This window comes from Nocardioides sp., from assembly GCF_035503875.1.
In the GTDB taxonomy this organism is placed as follows: Bacteria; Actinomycetota; Actinomycetes; order Propionibacteriales; family Nocardioidaceae; genus Nocardioides.
In genome coordinates, this window is sequence record NZ_DATJTA010000026.1 from 74,458 (window position 1) to 96,557 (window position 22,100).

The 22,100-nt window shown below is 71.7% G+C and carries 21 protein-coding genes; 5 read left to right on the forward strand and 16 right to left on the reverse strand.

Annotated features, from left to right (window positions below; genetic code table 11):
* Positions 1-48 precede the first annotated feature (48 nt).
* The gene (locus VMF51_RS06550; protein WP_325473605.1) at positions 49-918 is read right to left on the reverse strand and encodes a serine aminopeptidase domain-containing protein; all 870 of its coding nucleotides are present in this window, start codon (positions 916-918) and stop codon (positions 49-51) included.
* A gap of 50 nt (positions 919-968) precedes the next feature.
* Between VMF51_RS06550 and VMF51_RS06555 the strand changes: the two genes are divergently transcribed.
* Positions 969-1,532, forward strand: a complete 564-nt coding sequence (locus VMF51_RS06555) for a TetR/AcrR family transcriptional regulator (protein ID WP_325473606.1) — start codon at positions 969-971, stop codon at positions 1,530-1,532.
* 26 nt (positions 1,533-1,558) lie between these two features.
* Here the strand turns inward: VMF51_RS06555 and VMF51_RS06560 are convergent, their stop codons facing one another.
* The 8 genes from VMF51_RS06560 to VMF51_RS06595 all read right to left on the reverse strand — a co-directional run bounded on the left by VMF51_RS06560 (position 1,559) and on the right by VMF51_RS06595 (position 8,833).
* On the reverse strand, positions 1,559-2,050 hold the full coding sequence (locus VMF51_RS06560) for a PGPGW domain-containing protein (protein WP_325473607.1): 492 nt from the start codon (positions 2,048-2,050) through the stop codon (positions 1,559-1,561).
* A gap of 37 nt (positions 2,051-2,087) precedes the next feature.
* A complete protein-coding gene (locus VMF51_RS06565) occupies positions 2,088-2,555 on the reverse strand; it encodes a PGPGW domain-containing protein (protein ID WP_325473608.1) in 468 nt (155 codons plus the stop codon).
* Between the two features lie 20 nt (positions 2,556-2,575).
* The gene (locus VMF51_RS06570; RefSeq protein WP_325473609.1) at positions 2,576-3,091 is read right to left on the reverse strand and encodes a nuclear transport factor 2 family protein; all 516 of its coding nucleotides are present in this window, start codon (positions 3,089-3,091) and stop codon (positions 2,576-2,578) included.
* Positions 3,091-3,453 (reverse strand): hypothetical protein, encoded by a 363-nt coding sequence (locus tag VMF51_RS06575; RefSeq protein ID WP_325473610.1) that lies wholly within the window; start codon positions 3,451-3,453, stop codon positions 3,091-3,093. The genes VMF51_RS06570 and VMF51_RS06575 overlap by 1 nt, the downstream gene beginning before the upstream one ends.
* Positions 3,454-3,518: 65 nt before the next feature.
* Positions 3,519-4,274 (reverse strand): ABC transporter ATP-binding protein, encoded by a 756-nt coding sequence (locus tag VMF51_RS06580; RefSeq protein WP_325473611.1) that lies wholly within the window; start codon positions 4,272-4,274, stop codon positions 3,519-3,521.
* Positions 4,271-5,050: an ABC transporter ATP-binding protein gene (locus tag VMF51_RS06585; protein WP_325473612.1), complete on the reverse strand. Its 780-nt coding sequence runs from the start codon at positions 5,048-5,050 to the stop codon at positions 4,271-4,273. Before VMF51_RS06585 ends, VMF51_RS06580 begins: the two co-directional genes overlap by 4 nt.
* A complete protein-coding gene (locus tag VMF51_RS06590) occupies positions 5,043-7,334 on the reverse strand; it encodes an ABC transporter permease (protein WP_325473613.1) in 2,292 nt (763 codons plus the stop codon). The genes VMF51_RS06585 and VMF51_RS06590 overlap by 8 nt, the downstream gene beginning before the upstream one ends.
* 92 nt (positions 7,335-7,426) lie before the next feature.
* Positions 7,427-8,833 (reverse strand): ABC transporter substrate-binding protein, encoded by a 1,407-nt coding sequence (locus VMF51_RS06595; RefSeq protein ID WP_325473614.1) that lies wholly within the window; start codon positions 8,831-8,833, stop codon positions 7,427-7,429.
* 210 nt (positions 8,834-9,043) lie between these two features.
* On the opposite strand from VMF51_RS06595, the gene VMF51_RS06600 reads away from it, so the two are divergent.
* Together VMF51_RS06600 and VMF51_RS06605 are read left to right on the forward strand one after the other, a co-directional pair.
* Complete coding sequence (locus tag VMF51_RS06600) at positions 9,044-9,694, forward strand: TetR/AcrR family transcriptional regulator (RefSeq protein WP_325473615.1); 651 nt, start codon at positions 9,044-9,046, stop codon at positions 9,692-9,694.
* Between the two features lie 175 nt (positions 9,695-9,869).
* The gene (locus VMF51_RS06605) at positions 9,870-10,289 is read left to right on the forward strand and encodes a MarR family winged helix-turn-helix transcriptional regulator (protein ID WP_325473616.1); all 420 of its coding nucleotides are present in this window, start codon (positions 9,870-9,872) and stop codon (positions 10,287-10,289) included.
* A 2-nt stretch (positions 10,290-10,291) separates the two neighbouring features.
* Here VMF51_RS06605 and VMF51_RS06610 read toward each other — a convergent pair whose 3' ends face one another.
* The 4 genes from VMF51_RS06610 to VMF51_RS06625 all read right to left on the reverse strand — a co-directional run bounded on the left by VMF51_RS06610 (position 10,292) and on the right by VMF51_RS06625 (position 14,274).
* Entirely contained in the window at positions 10,292-11,725 is a 1,434-nt protein-coding gene (locus tag VMF51_RS06610) for an MFS transporter (RefSeq protein ID WP_325473617.1), read from the reverse strand.
* Positions 11,726-11,801: 76 nt separating this feature from the next.
* Positions 11,802-12,434 carry a 3-oxoacid CoA-transferase subunit B gene (locus VMF51_RS06615; RefSeq protein ID WP_325473618.1) on the reverse strand — a complete coding sequence of 211 codons (633 nt, stop codon included), beginning with the start codon at positions 12,432-12,434 and terminating at the stop codon, positions 11,802-11,804.
* The gene (locus tag VMF51_RS06620) at positions 12,431-13,090 is read right to left on the reverse strand and encodes a 3-oxoacid CoA-transferase subunit A (protein ID WP_325473619.1); all 660 of its coding nucleotides are present in this window, start codon (positions 13,088-13,090) and stop codon (positions 12,431-12,433) included. Before VMF51_RS06620 ends, VMF51_RS06615 begins: the two co-directional genes overlap by 4 nt.
* Positions 13,087-14,274, reverse strand: a complete 1,188-nt coding sequence (locus VMF51_RS06625) for a thiolase family protein (protein WP_325473620.1) — start codon at positions 14,272-14,274, stop codon at positions 13,087-13,089. Before VMF51_RS06625 ends, VMF51_RS06620 begins: the two co-directional genes overlap by 4 nt.
* 83 nt (positions 14,275-14,357) lie before the next feature.
* Between VMF51_RS06625 and VMF51_RS06630 the strand changes: the two genes are divergently transcribed.
* Positions 14,358-15,245, forward strand: a complete 888-nt coding sequence (locus VMF51_RS06630) for a LysR family transcriptional regulator (protein WP_325473621.1) — start codon at positions 14,358-14,360, stop codon at positions 15,243-15,245.
* A gap of 12 nt (positions 15,246-15,257) precedes the next feature.
* Here the strand turns inward: VMF51_RS06630 and VMF51_RS06635 are convergent, their stop codons facing one another.
* A complete protein-coding gene (locus VMF51_RS06635) occupies positions 15,258-15,560 on the reverse strand; it encodes a hypothetical protein (RefSeq protein WP_325473622.1) in 303 nt (100 codons plus the stop codon).
* Positions 15,561-15,633: 73 nt separating this feature from the next.
* Between VMF51_RS06635 and VMF51_RS06640 the strand changes: the two genes are divergently transcribed.
* A complete protein-coding gene (locus VMF51_RS06640; RefSeq protein WP_325473623.1) occupies positions 15,634-16,302 on the forward strand; it encodes a helix-turn-helix domain-containing protein in 669 nt (222 codons plus the stop codon).
* A gap of 6 nt (positions 16,303-16,308) precedes the next feature.
* Here the strand turns inward: VMF51_RS06640 and VMF51_RS06645 are convergent, their stop codons facing one another.
* Complete coding sequence (locus VMF51_RS06645) at positions 16,309-17,343, reverse strand: LacI family DNA-binding transcriptional regulator (RefSeq protein ID WP_325473624.1); 1,035 nt, start codon at positions 17,341-17,343, stop codon at positions 16,309-16,311.
* A 92-nt stretch (positions 17,344-17,435) separates the two neighbouring features.
* Positions 17,436-22,037, reverse strand: a complete 4,602-nt coding sequence (locus tag VMF51_RS06650; protein ID WP_325473625.1) for a family 78 glycoside hydrolase catalytic domain — start codon at positions 22,035-22,037, stop codon at positions 17,436-17,438.
* Between the last annotated feature and the right edge of the window lie 63 nt (positions 22,038-22,100).

Here is a 22,100-nt window from a genome sequence, read left to right on the forward strand (position 1 = left end):
CTTCCGACAGGTCGGCGTACCGGTGGAGGGGCTCGTGCGCGGGTTCCCTCAGCGCGTGGCGAGCCGGGGCAGCACGTGCTGCTCCCACGCGTCGCGGAACGAGCGCCGGAAGAAGCCGTGGTGCCCGATCCGGGGTACGCCGAGGTCCGCGGGCGCGAGGCGCTGCGACTCGACGACCGTCCCGGTGTAGAGCGCTTCGAGCGCCTGCATGCTGGCCTCGGACAGCAGCTCGTCGTCGGTGAAGTGCAGGGTGCTCATCGGGACGGTGACCTCGGCGTACCGGGCGGCGGCGTCGGGGACGTCGACGGCCAGGTAGTCCTCCGCGAGGCACCAGCGGCCCCACTGCCGGACGACGCCGGTGGGCAGGTCGCCGACCATCCGCAGCCGGCGGCCGGGGTAGTAGCCGGCCAGGCGCGTGGTGATCGGCACGACCACGCGCCACAGCAGGGGCGCGACCAGCCGGACGGTGCCGACGTTGTGCCGCCAGTAGCCCGAGCCGGCGGCGACGAGCAGCACCCGCTCGATCAGGTCGTGGCGGGCGAACGGGAGGACCTGGCCGCCGAGGCTGTGGCCGAGCCAGGTCACGGGTACGCCGTCCGGCACCTTCTCCAGCAGCGCCTCGAGGGCGCTCGCGGCGTCGCCGGCCCACCGCAGCAGGTCGCCGGTCTCGGCCTTCAGGTCCTGCGTCGAGGCGGTGCCGCGGTAGTCGAAGGTCAGGGCCAGGAAGCCGTGCTCCGCGAGCCAGTCGCCGAACGCGCCGTAGAACGCCGACGGCGTCGCCATCGCCGGGACCACGACGACCGCACCGCGCGGCTCGCCCGCGGGACGGAACCAGGTGGCCCGCAGCTCGCGCCCGTCGTCGGCGAGGACGGTGGTCTCCTGCCGGGTCGCACTATTACGAGTGTCATAGACGGTCATGGGCCGGACTCTAGGACAGTCGTCATAGACCGGGCAATAGACTTTCCGGCATGACGAGGGACACCCGCCAGCGGATGGTCGCCGGTGCCGCCCGGATGATCGGGACGGGCGGCATCGACGCGATGAGCCTGCGCGACCTGGCCGAGCAGGAGGGCGTGCCGCTCGGCTCGACGTACCACCACTTCCCCGGCGGGAAGGCCGAGCTCGTCGACGAGGCGGTCCGGTACGTCGGCGCCTACGTCACCCGGATCATCGAGCAGGCGCCCGAGACCGGGCCGCGGGGCGTGCTGCAGGTCTTCTCCGACACCTGGCGCGCGACCCTCGCCCAGAGCGACTACCGCTCCGGCTGCGCCGTCCTCGCCGCCGCCACGTCGACCGACCCGCGCCACCACGAGGTCGCCCGCGAGGTCTTCGAGGCGTGGCAGCAGGTGCTCGCGGGCTCGCTCGCCGACGCGGGGGTCCCACCCGCCCGCGCCCCCCGCCTGGCCCGGACGGTCGTCGCCGCGGTCGAGGGAGCGATCGGCCTGTCCCGCGCCGCCGGCACCGCCGACCCGCTGGACGAGGTCATCGAGGAGCTGGCGGAGCTGCTCGACTCGGCCGCGCCCACGCGCTGATCACGGGCCGGGCGCGGGCCGGGCGCTCAGTCCCGCAGCTCCTTGAACGCCTCGTCCGCCTCGGCGATGTCCCGGTCGAGCTCGGCGACGGCCTCGGGCTTGCCGTGGAAGCGTCGGTAGCTCCAGCCGAGCAGGATGAAGGCCACGATGCCCGAGGCGATCTGGGTGATCCCGGTGGCCAGGCCGCCGGGCAGCCACCACTGGTCGTCCAGCGGCCACCAGCCGGGCACCGGCGGGCCCCAGCTCCACAGCACGCCGCAGGCGAGCAGGCCGATCGCGATCAGCGAGGAGAAGCCGATCCGGAGCCAGGTCTCGACGCTCTCGGCGGCGCCCTTGAGGGCGCGGTACTTGATCGGGTCCAGGCGCTTCTCGGCCCATTCGTACTGCTGCGACAGGACGGCGACGCCGGCGAAGATCATCAGCAGTCCCGGCCCCGGCAGGATCAGCGCCGCCACGCCGGCGAGCACGAGCACCCAGCCGCCGACCTCGATCGCCACCCGGCGGGCTGCCGCCTTCATCGCCTCGCCCTCATGGTCGCTAGCCTCCCAGATCCGCTCAAGCGCGGCATCGGGGATCGCCCTGGTCCGCCTCGTGCAGCGCAAGCACCGCGTGCGGGTCGTCGTGGAAGCGTCGCCAGGCGTAGCCCACCAGTGCCAGTGCCACGAGCCCCGACACGATCTGCCCGATCCCGCTCCACAGCCCGCCCGGCAGCCAGGTCCAGGCGGGCAGCACCCACCACGACGGCTGGGGCGGCGCCCACAGCCAGAGCACGCCCGAGGCGCCCAGCAGCGCGGTCACGAGGACTGTCCCGACCGTGCGCCACGGCGTCCGTACGCCGGCCGCGGCCGCGCGCAGTGCCCGCAGCCGGACCCGGTCGACGTACCTCTCGGCCCACGGGTAGTGGTCGGCGAGTACGGCGAGTCCCGCGGCGAGCAGCAGCAGCCCGGGACCCGGCAGCGGGAAGAGCACGATCCCCGCGAGGGTCAGCAGCCAGCCGAGGACCAGCACCGTCGTACGACGCACCCCGCGCAGGGTGCCAGCGGTCAGTGACCGGCAGGTGAACCGTACTTGGCCACGTAGGCCCGGCCCTCGTCCGAGAGCCGACCGTGCTGCTCGGCGACGGCGGCCCAGCGCAGCGTCATCCGCAGGAAGCGCAGCGGGTTGTAGACGTCCTCCTCGCGGCTGAACAGGCCGTCCCCGGCGTAGGTCATGATCGTCAGGTTGGACTGCTCGTGCACCGAGCCGTCGCCCGGGTCGGGCATCAGGTTGCGGACCTCGCAGACCAGCCGCGCGGCCGACTCGTCCACGACCGACCAGGCGAGCGGGAAGCCGGTCATCACCCCGCCCGGGAAGGTCGTCATCGTCTCGGTCGACCAGGCCCGGATCTCCTCGCGGCCGTGGAACGTGCCGTAGGCGTGCTCGACGTACGTCGCGTCCTCGGTGAAGAGATCGGCGAAGCCGTGCCAGTCGCCGCTGTCGGCGAAGCCCTGGACCTGGCGGTGCAGGGCGGCGTACGCCTCCTCGATCTCCCCGGCCGGGAACGGCCCCGGGGCGCCCACTACCGCTGCTGCTCGCGCAGCGCGGCGACCAGCTCGTCGTGCCGCTCCTGCGACTCCACGACCTGGCGCAGCAGCCACAGCCGCATCAGGGCCGACAGCGACCCGGCGAGGTAGAACCCGACGCCGAGCACGGAGAGGGCGAGGAACGCGACGGCCAGGATCTGCGCGGACCCGGTGTCGCGGGAGTCCTCGTAGCCCAGCGAGAGCTGGTAGGCCACGAAGGCGCCGACCACGCCGACGATCATCGCGGCCAGCCCGACGCCGCGGACCAGGCCGTCGCGGGAGGCGCTCCCGGTCTTCAGCTTCTTCTCGGCGACCGCGGAGGTGAAGGCCTCGCTGCGCTGGCCAGGTCGAGCACTCACGGTGGGCTCCTGTGTCGGGTCGGGGTCGGTTCGGTGATCGGCGGCGTTCGTGGTCATGGTGATCGTCATCCCCCCAGGTAGGTGGTGGACAGGTCGGCATCGATCTCGGCCGGACTGCCGACGGCGGCGATCCGGCCCTGGAGCATCACGGCGGCCACGTCGGCGATCGGCAGGACCGTCCGCGCGAACTGCTCGGCGACGAGCACGGAGATCCCCTCCTCGACCAGCTGGGCCACGGTGTCGTACATCTGGCTGACGATCATCGGCGCGAGGCCCATCGACAGCTCGTCGAGCAGCAGGACCGCGGGGTCGGTGGCCAGCGCTCGGGAGAGGGCGAGCATCTGCTGCTCGCCGCCGGACATCGAGCCGGCCAGCTGGTTGCGGCGGTCCTGGAGGATCGGGAAGCGGAAGTACGCCCGCTCCTCGATCTGCTCGCGGGAGGCGCCGGTCCCGGTCGCGAGCCAGAGGTTCTCGCGGACGGTCAGGTTGGCGAAGACGCCGCGGCCCTCGGGGATCAGGCACACCCCCATGCCGGCGGCGGTCTCGGCCGAGACGCCGTTGACCTTCTGGCCGGCGTACCGCAGCTCCCCGCCGGTCAGCGGCAGCAGCCCGGCGGCCAGCTTGACCGTCGTGGTCTTCCCGCCGCCGTTGGGACCGAGCAGGGCCACCACCTGGCCGGGGTGCACGGTCAGGTCGACGCCGTGCAGCACCTGGATCGGCCCGTACGACGCGCGTACGCCGACCAGCTCGAGCACCGGCGGGATCGGCGGCGCCTCGGGCTCGACCGGCCCGGTCGGCCGGTCGTTCACGTCGATCGTCATGCCAGGACCTCCCCGCCGATGTAGGCCGCGACCACCTCGGGCGAGGCCTGGACCTCCGCCGGGGAGCCGGACGCGATCAGCCGGCCCTGGTCGAGGACGTGGATGGTGCTGCACAGCTTCATCACGAGCGGCAGGTCGTGCTCGACCAGGCAGATCCCGAGGCCGGCCTCGGCCAGCCCGGCGAGCATCTCGGCGAACTCCTCCGTCTCCTGCTCGGTCTGCCCGGAGGCGGGCTCGTCGAGGAGCAGCAGCCGCGGGTTCGTCATCAGCGCCCGGGCCACCTCGACGACCCGCGCCCGGCCGGTGGGGATGTCCGAGACCTCCATGTCCGCGATCGGGGTCAGGCCGGTGAGCTCCAGCAGCCGGTCGGTCTCGGCCTCGACGTCGAGGCCGCTCCCGCCCCCGCGCCAGCGCCGGCCCGAGCGGACGATGTCGCCGGCGACCCGGACGTTGTCCCGCACGCTGAGCGTGAGGAAGAGCTCGAGGCGCTGGAAGGTCCGGGCGATGCCGAGCGCCGCGCGCTTGGCCACCGGCCGGCCGGTGATGTCGGTGCCGTCGACGAGCACCCGGCCCGCCGTCGGTCGCTGCATCCCGGTGATGGTGTTGAACAGCGTCGTCTTGCCGGCGCCGTTCGGGCCGATCAGGCCGGTCACCCGGCCCGCCTCGACGCTCAGGCTCACGTCGTCGACCGCGGTATTGCCGCCGAAGCGGACGGTGATCCCGCGGGTCTCCAGCAGCGGGGTGCCGGTCGTCGGGCCAGACGTCGGGCTAGACACGGGCCACCTCCGGTGCGTCCTGCGGGTTCTCGTCGAGCGCGGGCAGCGCCCGGGCGGGCAGTCCGAGATAGGTGTCGAGGTCGTAGCGTTCCTCGGGCGTGAGCGGGGCGTCGAGGCCGCGGAGCTCGGGTGGCACGACCGTCCTCCGGGCCCGGTGCTCGGCGAGCTCGTGCTCGGTGAGCACCCGCTCGGGCATCCACATCCGGCCGAGGACCGGCAGCAGCAGCACCACGCAGAAGATCCCGATGGCCAGGCTCCAGTCGCCGATCACCTCGACCCAGTTCAGCGCCAGCAGGAAGGCCCCGGCGCCGATCCCGACGTACAGCACGGGACGGGCGTTGCGCAGCGGCCGGTAGGACTCGCAGATGTCGCTGACGATCCCGCTCGGGTTCCGGTTGATGCCGACGCCGGCGAGGGCGATCATCAGGGCGAACACGTGCTTGAGCGACTCGAAGAGCCCGGAGTACATCTGGCTGTCGGCCGCGAGGTTGCCGAAGGTGCCGTTGATGAGCGAGAAGCCCATGCCGACCATGAAGCCGCCGAACAGCGCCCCGCTGACGTAGCTGACGCCGCCCACGACGGTCAGCATCACCAGCGCCAGGCTGGCCGTGATCAGGAAGTTCTCGGGAGCCACCGAGCCGACCGCCATCACCATCAGGATCGCGCCGAGTCCGGCAATGGCCGCCGAGAGCATGAAGACGCTGAGCTTGAGCCGCACCAGGGACTGCCCGAGCATCGCCGCCGCGGCCGGACTGTCCTTCATCGCCGCCAGCCGGCGTCCGTAGCCGCTGTTGCGCAGCGCGATCACGCCGACCGACAAGACGGCGAACACGACGGCCAGGGCGACGACGTACGTCGCGTCCTCGCTCAGGTCGAACGGACCCGCGTCGACGGGCGGCAGGGTGATCACCGCGGCCGGGAAGATGGTGTTCTCGCCCCAGATCGGCCAGTCGCGCGGGGTGACCTCGCTCAGCACCAGGGCCGAGACCAGGCCGCCGAACGCCATCGTCGACAGCGCGAGGTAGAGCCCGCGCAGGCGCAGGGCGGGCAGGGCCACCAGGCCGCCGACCAGCGCCGCCGCAAGGACACCGGCGATCACGCCGGTCCAGGACAGGCGGGCGTCCATGCCGGTGCCGCTCACGCCGACGTGGTAGGCCACGATCACCGCGATCGCGCCGAACGTCAGCGGCGCCAGGTTGATCTCGCCGGCGTACCCGGTGAGCGGGACCAGCGACAGCGCGATGACCGAGAACGCCAGCGCGGCGGCCCACGGCCCCAGCATCAGCGGGTTCGCGATCTGGGTGATCACGAACATGATCGCCACGAAGGCGACGGCCCACCCGGCGGCGAAGCGCACGGTCGGCACCCGGGTCCGTTCGCGGGTGCGCTGCTGCGCCCCGCGCAGCCGGTCCTGGGGCAGCATCAGCAGCACCAGGAAGAGCACGATCATGGGCAGCGCCGTCTTGAAGTTGCCGACCCAGGTCCACTCGGTCGGCGCGTAGGCGAGGACGTACGTCGAGGCCAGGCCCAGGAACAGCGCGCCGACGAAGGTCCGCGGGATGCTCTTGAGCCGCCCGAACATCGCGGCCGCGAAGGTGTCGATGACCAGCAGGGTCAGGGTGTTGGCCTCCAGCGAGCCGCCGGCGACCGGGGTGACCAGCACGCCGGCCAGCGCGGCCAGCGCCGCGCCCACGGCCCAGCTCGCCATGGCGACCCGGTCCGGGTTGTAGCCGTTGAGCCGCAGCAGGTCGGGGTCGTCGACGACCGCGCGCATCGTGACGCCGACGCGGCTGCGAGTGAAGAGCAGCCGCAGGCCGATCGCCAGCGCCGCGGCGGCGACCAGGCAGAGCAGCTCGTGGTAGCGGATCCGCACGCCCAGGACCTCGAAGGAGGTGCGGTTGCCCCACAGCATCTCGACGCTGCGCGGGTCGCTGGGGTTCCAGATCCACTGCGAGAGCGACACCATCCCGAGCAGCACCGCGATGGTGACGACCACCTTGGTGACCTCGGCGACGTCGCGCAGCCCGTGCATGAGGGTCTTGAACAGCAGGATCCCGGTGAGGGGTCCGAAGACGAAGACGACGAGCACGAACGCGACCGGCACCGGCAGGCCCCAGCCGACGCTGAGCTGCCAGTACAGGAACGCCGAGAGCATCGCCTGTGCGCCGTGGGCGAAGTTGAAGACGCCCGACGTCGTATAGGTGAGCACGAGGCCGGACGCCGCGATGGCGTACACCGCGCCCATCACGAGGCCGACCAGCGTGTAGGTCAGAAACAGGTCCACGGAGCCCCTCCCCAGGAACTGCGACGAGTACTACCTCGACGGTGACGGTGCGGGGCCCGGTCGTGCGACCGGACCCCGCACCGATGACGCGCTCAGCTCGACGGCGTCAGGACGTCGTCGGTGAGGTACTTCGTGGCGATGCGGTCCTCGGTCAGCTCGATGCCGCCCCACTCCTCCTTGCCCGCGGGCCGCGGGCCGTCGGAGCAGTCGAACTCACCCTTGGCGGCCGGCACGACCTGCTCGAACGTGTCGCCCTTGACCTCCATCAGCAGCCCGCAGTACGGCGTCCGGTTGTCGGCCGGGTTGCTCTCGGCGTGCAGACCGCCACCGGTCCAGCTGGTGACCGTGGACAGGTTGTCGACCATGCACTGGCGGGTCAGCTCGGAGCCGCACGCCTTGGCGGCCTGTGCCCACAGCAGGAACGAGGACGCCGACTGCATGCCGAGCAGCGCCTTGACGCCGCCGAACTCGTCCATGATCGCGAGGTAGTCGGCGACCGCCTTGTTCACGTCGGCGTTCTCGAACGGCTGGAACTGCAGGCCCACGAGGATGCCCTCGGTCAGCCCGTTCGCGTTGGCGCTGGTGATGGACTCGCTGTACCAGGTCGCCTCGGAGGCGGTCGGCACGTCGAACTCCTCGACGCTGGCCGCCTCCAGGAACGAGTAGAGCGGCGGCGACGGCGGCGTGAAGGTGAACAGTGCGGTCGGGCCGCACTCCTTGTACTTCTCCACGATCGCGCGGTAGTTGTCGCCGCCCGCCGACTTCAGCCGGACACCGCAGTCGGTGACCTCGGCGCCGACGGACTCCCAGTTGCCGGTGTAGCGCGCGATGCCCTGGTCGACCGCGGGCGAGTCGCTGTTGACCATGCCCACGTTCGCGAACTCGGGGTAGTTCTCCATGAGCAGCCGGGCGGTGGTCGCGTTCTGCTCGTCGACCGGGCCGGGCAGGCCCTGGTAGTGCATCGGACCCATCGCGGCCGCGGCCGAGATCGTGAAGCCCGGGACGGTCGGCATGTTGCACTTGATCCGCTCGGGCTCGGCGTTCTCGTCGAGACCGAAGCCGTGGCCGACCATCATGAAGTCCTGGGCGCAGGACTCCTTCTGCACCTGGGCCGACTCGAAGATCGCGGCGTCGTAGCGGTGGCCGACGATCTCGCGACCGTTGATGCCGCCGAGGCCGTTGCACCACTCGATGAAGGCCGCCATGGCGTCGCCCATCTCCTGGTTCAGCCCGGGCGTCGCGGTGAAGCCCTTGTCGTCGCCGTACCCGATCGCGATCGAGTCGTCGGTGACGCCCTGATCGGTGGCGCCCGATGCGTCACCCTCCCCGCACGGGCTCTCGAGGTCGCCGAACGTGTCCGTCGGAAGCTCGGTCCCGGCGGCGGCGCTCTCCTCACCCTCGTTGGGGTCGTCGCCCCCGCGGTCCGACGAGCATGCCGGCACGAGAAGCAGGATGCTGGCCGCCGCGGCTCCCGCACGGACCAGTCTGTGGTGACGCATCAAAGTCTCCCCTCCCTGAAAGATTGTGATCGCGAGCACATCAAACCTCATTGAGGGTACTATGTGAATAGTCATCGAGGTGCCGATGTGAAGATCGCACACGGGAGGACCCACCCGCACCGGTTTGCGTGATCACGATCACACAACGCCTCTCCGGAGAATGGGGGGCGGATCCCGGATACCGGGACGAAGACTGGGAGAGAGGCGCCCGTGGAGGACAGCACGACCACCGAGAGCGGTCCCGCGCTCAGCGCGAAGGGCACCCGCCTGAACCGGCGCGGGCTGCAGACACGGCGCCACCTGCTCCGCGTGGCGCTGCACTGCCTGGCCGAAGGTGGCCCCGAGTCGGTCAGCGCCAACCTCGTCGCCCGCCGGGCGGGCGTCACCTGGGGAACGGTCCAGCACCAGTTCGGCGACGTCGACGGCCTGTGGGCCGCCGTCCTGGAGTACGTCGCCGCCGAGAGCGGCCCGATGCTCGCCGACATGCCGGACCAGACCGATCTCGCTGAGCGGGTCTCCGCGGTCGTCGACCTGCTGTGGACCATGCTCGACCTGCCCGTCTCGCGGGCCATCCACCAACTGCGCACCGCGCTCCCGCAGGAGCGCAGCGAGCTGGAGGCGGCGTTCCCCCGGACCGCGAAGGCCATCGCCACCTGGGACCAGAACTGGGCGGGCGCCGTCGAGCACGCCTTCGCCGACCTCGACGTCGACCGGGTCCGCCTGGGCCGGGTCCGGGCGATGCTGCCCGCCGCGATGCGCGGACTGCGCATCGAGGAGGCGATGAGCACCTACCTCGACATCGAGGCCGCCCGGATCGGGCTGCGCGACGCCATCACGGCGTACCTGGCGGCGGACGCCTGAGCCTTCAGAGCGTCGCGCGGCCGGTGCGCCGCAGCCAGGGAGGAGGCCACGGCGCACCGCGCGACCAGCAAGGGTCGACACCGAGCCTAGGGACGATCCGGAGATACCGATGGGTAGGTGATCGGTGCCACAGTGCACCGGTCCGGACCCGTTCCGGGCGTGCCACACTCACCTCATGGCCGAGGAGGACCTGCTGCGCGCGATCGGGAACGAGCTGCTGCGGGTCAGCCGCCTGAGAGCGGCGTCGTACCCCGGCTCGGTGCTGGACAACTCCGCGTTCCGGATCCTGTGGCGCCTCGTCGAGCGCGGGCCGTCGACACAGCGGGAGATCGCCGACGACCTCCAGCTGGACCGGTCCACCATCACCCGCCAGGTCGCGGCCGCGCTCGAGCGCGGCCTCGTGGAGCGGTACGACGCCTCCGGGCGCGGCGGCCGGCTGCTGCGCCCGACCGCGGCCGGCGAGGAGGCCTATCTCCACGACGGCCGGCTGCGCGCCGACCGGCTGAGCAACGCGCTCGACGCGATCGGCCCGGAGCGCGCACAGGGGCTGGTCGACGGTCTCCGGTCGTTCAACGACGCCCTCGACCGGACCTGACGTCAGTTCCGCGTCGAGGCGGGCTCCTCGACCGTGACCGGCGCCGGCGCGGCGTCGCGGTTGCGCGGGATGGTGGCGCCGATGAGCACGCCGAGGAAGGCGGCCGCGGCGCCGACGATGAAGCAGAGCTGGAAGGCCCGCTCCGTCGGCAGGCCGGACGCGGTCGCCGAGCTGGTCAGCAGCGCGGCCATGATCGCCGAGGCCAGGGTGGTGCCGATCGAGCGCATCAGGGAGTTCAGGCCGACCGCCGCCCCGGCCTCGCGCATCGGCACGTTGTCCAGGATGAGGGTGGGCATCGCGGCGTACCCGATGCCGACGCCCGCGGAGGTGATGCAGGAGGCGATCAGCAGCTTCCACGCGGCGTCCATGAGGCCGAAGGCGACGAGGTAGCCGGCACCGAGCACGGCCGCGCCGACCATCAGGGTCAGCTTGGCCCCGAACCGCTTGATCAGCAGGCTGGAGATCGGGGCGAAGACCATCATCATCAGGCCGCCCGGCGCCATCCACAGGCCGGCCTGCAGGATCGTCTGACCCAGCCCGTAGCCGGTGGCCTCCGGCAGCTGCAGCAGCTGGGGCATGACGATCGCCTGCGCCATCATGCCGAAGCCGATCGCGACGGCGGCGAGGTTGGTCATCAGGACCGGGAGCTGCGCGGTGGTGCGCAGGTCGACCAGCGGCTCGGCCTGCGCGAGCTCGAACCACCCCCACAGCACGAGGACGACCACGCCACCGACGATGAAGCCCAGGGTCCTCGGGTCGCCCCAACCCCAGGCATTGGCCTTCGAGATGCCGATCAGGAAGCCGACCAGGCCGATGCCGAGGAGGACGGCCCCGGTCCAGTCGATGCGGCCGGGGTGGGCGTCGTGGACGTGCGGCACGCAGAACACCACGCCGAGCAGGATCACCGCCGCGGCGCCCGTCGAGACCCAGAACAGCGCGTGCCAGTCGTGGGCGTCGGCGATCCACGCCGAGAGCGGCAGCCCGATCGCGCCGCCGACGCCGAGCGTGGCGCTCATCGCGGCGATCGCGGTGCCGGTCATCGCCGGCGGGGTGATCTCCCGCAGCAGGGAGATGCCCACCGGGATGAAGCCCATCGCCACGCCCTGCAGCGCGCGGCCGACCAGCATCGGCGCGAGGGTGGCGGACAGGGCGCAGACGGCCGAGCCGACCACCAGGATCGCGGCACTGGCGGCGAGGACCCGCTGCTTGCCGAGCAGGTCGGCCAGCCGGCCGGAGATCGGCATGGCCACGGCGGCGGCCAGCAGCGTGATCGTGATGACCCAGGCCGTGTTGTCGGCCGTGCTGCCCAGGAGCGCCGGCAGCTCGCCCTGGATCGGCACGACCATCGTCTGGGTCAGCGCCGCGGCGAGACCGCCGAGACAGAGGACGACGATCGGCACGATCGGGCTCGCCGAGGAGCGACGGGAGGAGGACACGCTACATGTGTAGCATGCACATGCTTGTCGTGGTCAACCTTCTGTGCCCGAGGACACACCTCGGCGAGCCGCCGGGTCACGACTGGCGCAGCGGCACCTCCAGGCGGTCCGCGAGCTCGTCGTACGACATGCCGTGCGTCTCGCGCACCACGACCCCGTCGGGGCCGAGGTCGAAGGTGGCCACGTCGGTGTAGACGCGGTCGACGCAGCCGACGCCGGTGAGCGGGTAGCTGCACCGCGGCACCAGCTTCGGCGAGCCGTCCTTGGCGAAGAGCGTCATCATGACGAAGACGCTCTTGGCGCCGATCGCGAGGTCCATCGCCCCGCCGACGGCCGGGATCGCGTCGGGGGCGCCGGTGTGCCAGTTGGCGAGGTCGCCCGTCGCCGAGACCTGGAAGGCGCCCAGCACGCACACGTCGAGGTGGCCGCCGCGCATCATCGCGAAGGAGTCCGCGTGGTGGAAGTACGACGCCCCCGGCAGCTCGGTGACGGGGATCTTGCCGGCGTTGGTGAGGTCGGGATCGACCTCGCCCTCGGCAGCGGCCGGGCCCATGTTCAGCATGCCGTTCTCGGTGTGCAGCACCACGCCGGAGCCCTCCGGCAGGTGGTCGGCGACCAGCGTGGGCTGGCCGATGCCGAGGTTCACGTAGGCGCCGCGCGGGATGTCGCGGGCGACCAGCTCGGCCATCTCGTGCTTGCTGAGGCTCATACCTGCACCACCCGGTCGACGTAGATGCTCGGGGTCACGACGGACTCGGGGTCGAGCGCGCCGGTCTCGACGACCTCGGAGACCTGCGCGACGACCGTGGTCGCCGCCGTGGCCATCACGGGTCCGAAATTGCGGGCGGTCTTGCGGTAGACCAGGTTGCCCATCCGGTCCGAGCGGTGTGCGCCGATCAGGGCGACGTCGCCTCGGATCGGGAGCTCCAGGACGTAGGTCCGACCGTCGATCTCGCGCGTCTCCTTGCCCTCCGCGAGGGGCGTGCCGACGGCGGTCGGGGAGTAGAACGCCCCGATGCCCGCACCGGCGGCCCGCATCCGCTCGGCGAGGTTGCCCTGCGGCACCACCTCGAGCTCGATCCTCCCGGCCCGGTAGAGGCCGTCGAAGACCCAGGAGTCGGACTGCCGGGGGAAGGAGCAGACCATCTTCCGGACCCGGCCCTCGGCCAGCAGGGCGGCCAGCCCGGTGTCGCCGTTGCCGGCGTTGTTCGAGACGACCGTGAGGTCGGTGGCGCCCTGCTCGATGAGCGCGTCGATCAGCTGGACCGGCATGCCGGCCATGCCGAATCCGCCGATCAGGACGGTCGAGCCGTCGGCGACGCCCTCGACGGCCGCGGCGACGCTGTCGCAGATGGTCGCGGTCACGACACGCCCCCCGTCACGTTCTCCAGCACCACGGCGAGCCCCTGACCGACGCCGATGCAGATCGCCGCGACCCCGTACCGCTCCCCGGACTCGGCGAGCCGCTTCGCCAGCGTGCCGATGACCCGCGCGCCCGAGGCACCGAGCGGGTGGCCGATGGCGATCGCGCCGCCGCGGGCGTTGACGATCTCGGGGTCGATCCCCCAGGCGTCGACGCACGCGAGGCTCTGGACGGCGAACGCCTCGTTCAGCTCGACCGCGGAGACGTCGGCCCAGGTGAGGCCCGCGCGGGCGAGCGCCTTCTCGGCCGCCTCGACCGGGGCGAACCCGAACTCCTGCGGCGCGAGGGCGTGCGCGCCCCGGCCCGCGATGCGCGCGATCGGGTCGACGCCGAGGCCGGCGCTGTCGCTGCCGAGCACCAGCGCCGAGGCGCCGTCGTTCAGGGGTGAGGCGTTGGCGGCCGTGATGGTGCCGTCGGGGCGGAACGATGGCTTCAGGCCGGCGAGCTTCTCGGCGCTCGATCCGGGGCGGATGCCCTCGTCGCAGGTGAGCTCGACGCCCGCGACCGGCACCACCAGGTCGTCGTAGAACCCCGCCTCCCAGGCGGCGTCGGCCAGCCGGTGGGAGCGGGCGGCGAACTCGTCCTGGCGCTCGCGGGAGATCGAGAACCGCTCGGCCAGCTGCTCGTTCGCCTCGCCGAGCGAGACCGTCCACTCCGCGGGCATCTTCTCGTTGACGAGCCGCCAGCCCAGCGTCGTCGAGACGGCCGTGACGTTGCCGGCCGGGTAGGCGCGCGACGGCTTGGGCAGCACCCAGGGCGCCCGGGTCATCGACTCGACGCCGCCGACCACGACGACGTCGGCGTCGCCGGTCTCGATCGTCCGGGAGCCGATCATCGCCGCGTCCAGGGAGGAGCCGCAGAGGCGGTTGACCGTGGTGGCCGGGACGCTGACCGGGAGGCCGGCGAGCAGCACCGCCATCCGCCCGACGTTGCGGTTGTCCTCGCCGGCCTGGTTGGCGCAGCCCCAGACGACGTCGCCGATCCGCACGGGATCCAGCTCCGGCACCCGGGCGAGGACGCCGCTCAGGGCGGTCGCGGCCAGGTCGTCCGGGCGGACGTCGGCGAGCGCACCGCCGAACCGGCCGAAGGGCGTCCGCGCACTGGCGTACAGATAGGAGGAGGTCACGCTGTCGACGGTAGGCAGGGCGATCCATCACGTCCAATACCGATTGGACGATCATTCATAACGCAATGCCACATAATCGACGGATGGAGATCCGGCACCTGCGCTCGTTCGTCGTCCTCGCCGAGGAACGGCACTTCGGACGGGCGGCCGCCCGGCTGCACATCGCCCAGCCGGCGCTCTCCCAGCAGCTGCGCCGCCTCGAGCACGAGCTGGGCGTCACGCTGCTCGACCGCTCCACCCGTCGCGTCGACCTGACCGAGGCGGGCCGGCTGCTCCAGACGCGCGCGCTGCGGATGCTCGCCGAGATGGACCGCACGACCGGCGACCTGGAGGCGCTCGCCGCCGGGCTGGCCGGCACGGTGCGGCTCGGCTTCGTCGGCACCGCGACGTACGACGTCCTGCCGCAGGTCGCGCGCCGGGTGCGGGCCGAGCTGCCCGAGGTGCACCTGGAGCTGCACGGGGAGCTGCTCGGGCCGGCCCTGCTCGACGCACTCGTCGCCGGCGACCTCGACCTCGCGGTCCTGCGCCCCGGGCCGGGCGCTCCCGACGGGGTCGTCCTGCGCGAGCTGCGCACGGAGCCGCTGGTCGCCGTACTGCCGGCCCAGCACCGGCTGGCGGGAGCCGACGCGGTCGAGGTCGCCGAGCTCGCCGGCGAGCCGCTGGTGACCCACCCGTCGGGGCACCGCTCGTCGATGCAGCCGCGGGTGCTCGACGCCTTCCGGCGGGCGGGACTGGAGCCGGACCTCATCGAGGTCGGGGAGACCGGCACCCTCGTCGTCTTCGTGGCGGCCGGGCTGGGAGTCGGCCTGGTTCCCGCGTCGGTTCGCGCGCTGCGCCTCGACGGCGTCGCCTACGTCCCGCTCGCCGGTCCGGCCGAGGAGGTCACGCTCGCGCTCGCGCACCGTCCGGAGCCCGGCGCCGCCGTCACCCGGGTGGCGGAGCTGGTCGCCGAGGTCGCCCGGCCCGACTGACGCGCGCTGCGGTCAGTCCGCGACGCGCCGGCTGAGCTCCGCGAGCCGCAGGGCGCACGGCCGGCACGACTCCGGCTTGCGGCCGTCGAAGGGCAGGTGCCAGAAGACGAACCAGGTCGTCCGCGAGATCCCGCACGCCGTCGTCCCCAGGCCGCTGATGCCGGCGTGCACGACTCCCCATGGGGCGCGGTCGCCCACGTGCCGCGGCTGCAGGTGCGGCGCCACGGAGAACCACGTCCGGGTCGGGGCGGCCGGCACCTTGCGGTCGGACTGCCGCTGGGCGCTCACGTCGGGCATCACGGGACTCAGTGTCACAATTCGACACTACGTCTCAATGCGCGATGATGTCCAGAGCATCCGCCCGCGAATGTCGAGCCCGAGGGGTCCCGTGGCCGCACCGTCAGCGCACGACGTCATCACCGACGCCGCCTTCACGCTCTTCGCCCGACAGGGGTACGACGCCACCTCGGTCGAGGACATCGCTGGCGCGGCGGGCGTCAGCCGCAGCACCTTCTTCCGCTCGTTCGGATCGAAGGAGGCGGTGATCTTCCCGAACCACGACGAGCTCCTGGTCCGGGTCGAGTCCCGCCTGCAGTCCTCCCACGAGGACTCCGCCCTGGCCGCCGTCATCGACGCGGTCAAGATCGTGCTGTTCCACTACGTCGCCGAGGGCGAGCGGGCGCGCGAGCGGTACCGGCTCACGTCGGCCGTCACCACGCTCCGCGAGCGCGAGCTGGTCAGCAGCGCCCGCTACCAGCGCCTGTTCCGCCACCACCTCAGCCGCTGGGGCGACGGCGGCGCGGCGGCGGACCTGCAGGCCGAGGTGACCGCGGCCGCCGTGGTGGCCGCCCACAACCGGGTGCTCCGGCGCTGGCTGCGCGGCGAGTGCACCGACCCCGAGCGCGAGATCACCGGTGCGCTGGCCGTCGTGCACCGGACCTTCGACCCGAAGCAGTCACCGGCCAGTCCGGTCGCGCTCGTGGTCCTCCCCGCCGGGACGCCGCTCTCCGCCGCGGAGGACGCCGTACGGCACCTCGCCTGGTCGCCGCCCCAGTAGAGAGCCTCAGGCCCTCGGGTCCGAGCTGGCCCGCACGATCAGCTGCGGATCGAGCCGGACGCGCTGGTGGAGGTGGCGCGCGGGCTCGCGGATCTCCTCGATGAGCAGGCGCGTGCCGGTGCGCCCGATCTCGTAGCCGGGCTGGGCGACGGTGGAGAGCGGGATCGCGCTCTCCCAGGACGCCTGGTTGTTGTCGTACCCCACGACGCTCAGGTCCTCGGGGATGCGGAACCCGGGCAGGTGGGAGAGGGCCTGCACCACTCCCAGGGCGAGCAGGTCGGCCGCGGCGACGACGCCGTCCGGTCGCTCCTCGGCCGGGAGGTCGCGGAGCTGGGAGCCGATGTCGCGGCCGTGGTGCGGACGGAGTCCCCGGGCGGTCAGGGTCGTCATCCGGACCGCCCCGTTGGTCTCGGCGACGGCGCGCTCGGCGCCCCGCAGGCGGTTCGCGACCGGGGCGAGGTGGTACAGCGCCCCCGCGAAGACGAGGTTGCGGCGCCCGACGTCGATGAGGTGGCGCGCGGCGAGATAGCCCCCGAGCTCGTCGTCGGGTACGACGCTGCAGCGGTCGACGTCGGCCTCGCTGTTGAGCAGGACCAGCTCCCGCCGCCACTCGTGGGAGAGCCACGCCTGGTCGGCCAGGTTCTCCATCGGGGTGAGCAGGATGCCGGCGACCCGCTCCTCGTGGAAGAGCTGCAGGTAGGTCCGCTCCTTCTCCGCCTGGATGTCGGAGTTGCCGAGGACGACGTTCATGCCGGCGAGGTTGGCCTCCTCCTCGGCACCGCGGGCCATGTCGACGAAGTAGGAGTTGGTGAGGTCGATGACGACGAACCCGATCATCGAGCTGACCCCGCCCGCGAGGGACCGGGCGCGGCGGTCCGGGACGAAGCCGAGCTCCTCGATCGCGCGGCGTACCCGGTCGAGGGTGCGGGGGGCGACCCGGTGCGGGTGGTTGAGGACGTGCGACACCGTCCCGAGCGAGACGCCGGCCAGCTTCGCGACGTCGTCCATCCGGGCCGGCCGGGACGTCGGGTCGTCGCTCACCGCCCGCCCTCATCGATCACGCGGCGACTGTAGGCGAACAACGACAGGGGTCCCCAGCCGCCCGAGCGACTGGGGACCCCTGGGATCGCAGGTCAGCGGCGCTTGACCACCCGAACCGTGACCGTCTGCTTGCTGCCGGCGACGTTGGCGTCACCGACGTACCGCACGGTCAGCCGGCGGGCACCCGGGCGCTGCTTCGGGAGCCGGATGGCGGCCTTGCCCGATGCGGTGAGCCGGCCCGCGGCGATGGTCTTGCGGCCGCGGAGCACGACGACCCGACCGGCCGGACGAACGCCGGCGACGCTCACGGTGACCCGGACCGTCGGCCGGGTCCCGGCCTTGGCACGCTTCGGGGTCACCGTCGCCCGCAGCCGCGAGGACGCCTTGGCGATCCGCGCGGTGACACTCGACGAGGACTTCGCGTTCGCGCTGTCACCGCCGTACGCCACGGTGAGGGAGTGCGCACCCGCACCGAGAGCGGTGCCGGGGATCGACACCCGGGCGACGCCGCCGGTCACGGCAGCGCGGCCCAGGACCGTCGCACCCTTCGAGACGGTCACCGTGCCCGTGGGCTTCGCGCCGGTCACCGTGGCGACGACCGTGGTCGCCTTGCCGTAGGTGCCCGACACCGCGGCGGCGGAGACGGACGACGCGGCGGCCGACTCGTCGACCGCGTAGTCGCTGTCGAGCGTGGCGGTCACCGTCGCACCGTCGATGTCGAACTCGTAGCCACCGGCGCCGAGCTCGAACTGCGCCACGTCGAGCCCGTTGCGCTCGGTCATGCCGACGAAGGACACGCCCGGCACGGCCCGGAAGCCGCTCACGTCGGTGTCGGTCGGCAGGTACAGCGTCGCCGTGGTGTTCGCCGGGACGGTGGTGGCGTACGACGTCATCTCGCCGCCCTCCGCCTCCCACGCGGACTCGATCAGGCCGTAGCTGGAGTCGAAGCTGCCCTCCAGCTTGGTGAACTCGCCACCGGGGACGGGCTGCAGGACGAAGTCCTTGTAGCCCTTGCCGCCGTCGGAGGTGATGCCGAGCTGGTACTCGTACATCCACTGCTGCGAGGCACCCAGCGCGAAGTGGTTCTGCGAGTTCATCTGGCTGTTGCCGCCCGGGGCGAAGCCCCGCTCGTAGGAGTTCCACAGCTCCCACATCGACGTGGCGCCCAGGGTGACCGGGTAGAGCCAGCTGGCGAACTCGTCGTTGCTGAACAGCTTGTACGCCGTGTCGATCTCGCCGGTCTTCGTCAGCGCCGGGAGGATGTTCGGCGTGGCGTTGAAGCCGGTGGTGATGGTGTACGGCCGGTTGCTGGCCTGACCGCCGGAGAAGATGCCGGAACCCGCGAGCGGGCCGGCCCCGTTGTTGCTCTTCGCCGGGTCGGCGATGAGCTCGGCGAGCCGCTCGGTGGCGAACTCCTTGTAGGTCTTGCCGGCGTGCGCCCCGCCCTGGATCTTCATCTCCTCGCTGAACAGGTCGAGCGCGAGCGGGGTGGCGTAGGACGCCTGCGAGTCCTGCAGGGTGTGGGCCGGGAAGGTCGCCCCCGGCGTCGCGTTCCGGGTGAAGCCGGTCTGCGGGTCGACGTACAGCCTGTTGAAGCTGTCCACGCCCTGGGTGTAGCGCTGCCGCAGCTGCTCGGCGTACGCCGTCTCCCCGATGATGTCCGCCATCTTCGACGAGACGTCGAGGAAGTAGAGGTACATCGCCTGGTTGACCATGTGCGGACCGGTGTTGGCGTCCATGCTGATGTGGTCGGCGTGGCTGGACGTGCCGGCCGTCAGGCCCGGGTAGGCGGCGTTCAGCGGCTGGTTGGCGTAGCCGTTGAGCCACTTGCGGATCGTCGCGAAGTTCTCCTCGATGATCTGCGTGTCGCCGTACTGGGTGTAGAGCTGCCACGGCGCCTGGGCGACCGCGCCCTCCCAGGTCGGCGTCGCCGGCATGGCGGTGCCGAGGTCACCGGTCATGCTGATGATCGGCACGGTGGTGCCGACGCTGCCGTTGGCACCCTGGGCGTCGCGCAGCGCGACCATCCACTGACGCAGGAACGCCTGGCTGTCGGTCGAGTTGTACGTCGCCGAGCGGGCGTAGGCCTGCAGGTCACCGGTCCAGCCCATCCGCTCGTTGCGCTGCGGGCAGTCGGTCGGCAGCGAGAAGAAGTTGCCGACCTGGCTGCGCTGGGCGTTCTTGAAGAACTGGGTGGCCAGCTTGCCGGTGTGGTTGTCGTCGCTGGTCGTGGCCTCGTAGGTGCTCTCCGGCAGGTCGATCGACGAGAGCACGATGCCCTCGACGTTCTCCAGCGGGAGGGAGGTCTTGCGACCCGGGACGGTGACCTCGATGTACTGGTAGCCGCGGAAGGTGAAGTTCGGCGTGATGGTCACGTCGCGCGTCGCGTCGGCGGCCGAGGCCACGTAGTTGTCCTGCGCCAGCGCGCCCCGGTAGGTGTCGGTCAGGATCTGACCGGCGACGCCCGGGCGGTAGGTGCCGTTCGGGCCGTAGAGGCTCGAGTAGGGCCGCGCCACCGCCTGGTCAGGCCGCGGGTCGATGCCCGGGAAGGTGGTGTTCGGGGAGTCGCCGTTGCCGGGGTAGATCGTCTCGCCGAAGCGGAAGATCACCTCGTCGCCGGCCTTCAGCGAGCCGGCCGGGATGGTGATGCTCGGGACACCGACCATGTTCGTGCCCATGTCGTAGGTCCACGTGGTGTCGTCGTCGCTGTGCGTCGCGAGCACCCGCTGGGCGCTCAGCCGCTCGACCTCGCGGATCGGCTTGTCCTGGCGCGCGACCAGGTCGGGGGTCAGCCCGGCCTTGAGCGGGATGACCTCGGCGGGCGACCACTTGCTCAGCAGGCCGTTCTTGTAGCCGGTCGTCGTCCAGCCGGTGGTGTTCGACTCCTTCGCGGCGTCGTACGTCACGCCCTGGAAGTTGTCGGCGTAGCGGTTCGGGCCGTCGTTGTAGGACTGCCAGGTCGCCGGGTCGGTGACGATGGTGTCCGTCGTCCCGTCGGTGTAGGTGACGACCATGCGGGCGAGCAGCGCCTCGGTGTCCCCGAACATGTTGTAGTTGTTGCCGGTGAAGGTCATCATCCCGGTGAAGAAGCCGGGGCCCAGGAGGGCGCCGACCGCGTTCTGACCGGGCGACAGCATGTCGGTGACGTCGTACGTGTGGTAGTTCAGCGTCTTGGCGTAGGTCGCCATGCCGGGGTTGAGGTAGTCCTCGCTGACCCGCTTGCCGTTGATGTGCATCTCGTAGGCACCCTGCGCGGTGACGTTCAGGCGGGCCTTCGCGATGTCCTTGGCCGGGTCCAGCTTGAACTCCGAGCGCACCTGGGTCTGCGCACCGTAGGACGGGTCGGCGTACTTCGGGCCGAGCTGGTTCGGCGCGGTCGGGTTGATCCGGATCGCGTTGCCGGCCGCCGTGATGCCCGAGTTGGGCAGGGCGGGGGCGGTGAAGATGCTGTAGTTGGCACCCGTCGTCGAGTCGAACAGCGTGCGCTTGGCGCTCTGCCCGACATCGACGATCTTGTAGTCGGTGACGGTGACGTCGTCGTTGACGTTCCTGACCGAGAAGCCCACCGAGTTCAGGTTCGGGAAGGTGTTGTAGTTGCCGCCGGTGACGAAGGTGTGCACCTGGGCGTCGTCGATCGTCGAGTTCGGCGAGACGTTGAGGTTGAACTTCGCCCCGGGGCGGCCCGCGGCCACCGTGACCGTGCCGTTCGTGGCGTTGGTGCCGAAGCCGGTGATGGCGGTGCCGTCGACCGTGTAGGTCATCGCGCTCTCGTTGCCCTGGAGGCGCAGGGTGTGCGGCGCGTTCTTGTTGGCCGGGGTGAAGAGGGTCCGCACCGCCGCGACCGTGCTGTCGACCAGCCGCACCGACTTGTACGGCGTGTCGCCGGCCCCGTCGGTCGCGTGGTAGCCCTTGCGGTAGATGTTGACCACGCCGCCGGTGTTGGTGTCGGGGTCGGCGGTGACGCCGGACAGGTCGAGCTCGAAGCGGGCGAAGTTCTCGCCGCCCGGGGCGCCGTACACGTTGCGGAACTCGCTGGTGAACCGCGCGTCGTCCGCACCGAAGACGTAGGAGACGTTGTCGCCGGTGGCGATCTGGAACGTGCTCTGGACGTCGAAGATCGACGCGGACTTGGCGTCGAGCTGGGTCTTCGTGCTGCCGATCCACTGCGCGCCGTCCCAGGCGCCCATCCGCTTGTTCATCAGGCCGGTCGAGAACCGGGAGACGGCGGACGTCGTGGCGACTCCGCGGTCGTCGACGACGGTCACGCGGAACCAGTAGTCGGTCTCGGGGCGCAGCGGGTCGGCCTGGCCGGTGCTTCCGTAGCGGATGTCGGTGGACTCGTCCGAGGCGACCGTGCCGCTGTCCCACGCGAGCCTGCTGAAGCCCGCGTCCTTGGCGACCTCGATGCGGTAGCTCACCTGCTTGGCGCCGACCACGTTGGACTCGAAGCCCCAGCAGATGACCGGCTTGGCGTCGTCGATCCCCATCGGGGAGAACAGGTGGTTCACCTCCAGGCCGGTCACCGCGACCTGCGGCGCGACCGGCGCGAGCGCAGACGCCGCGGCGAGCGGCGCTGCCTGCGCTGTCATGACGGGCGTGAGGGCGGCGGCCCCCATCCCGATCGCGAGGGCGGCGATGCCCAGGCGACTGACCGGCCGCTGGCGCAGCGGCCGGCCGGCGAGAGTTCTCGTCAACGTCTCTTCCCATCCATTCGAACCGAGGCCCGACGCACCTCCGGGGCGTCGAACCGCGTGACG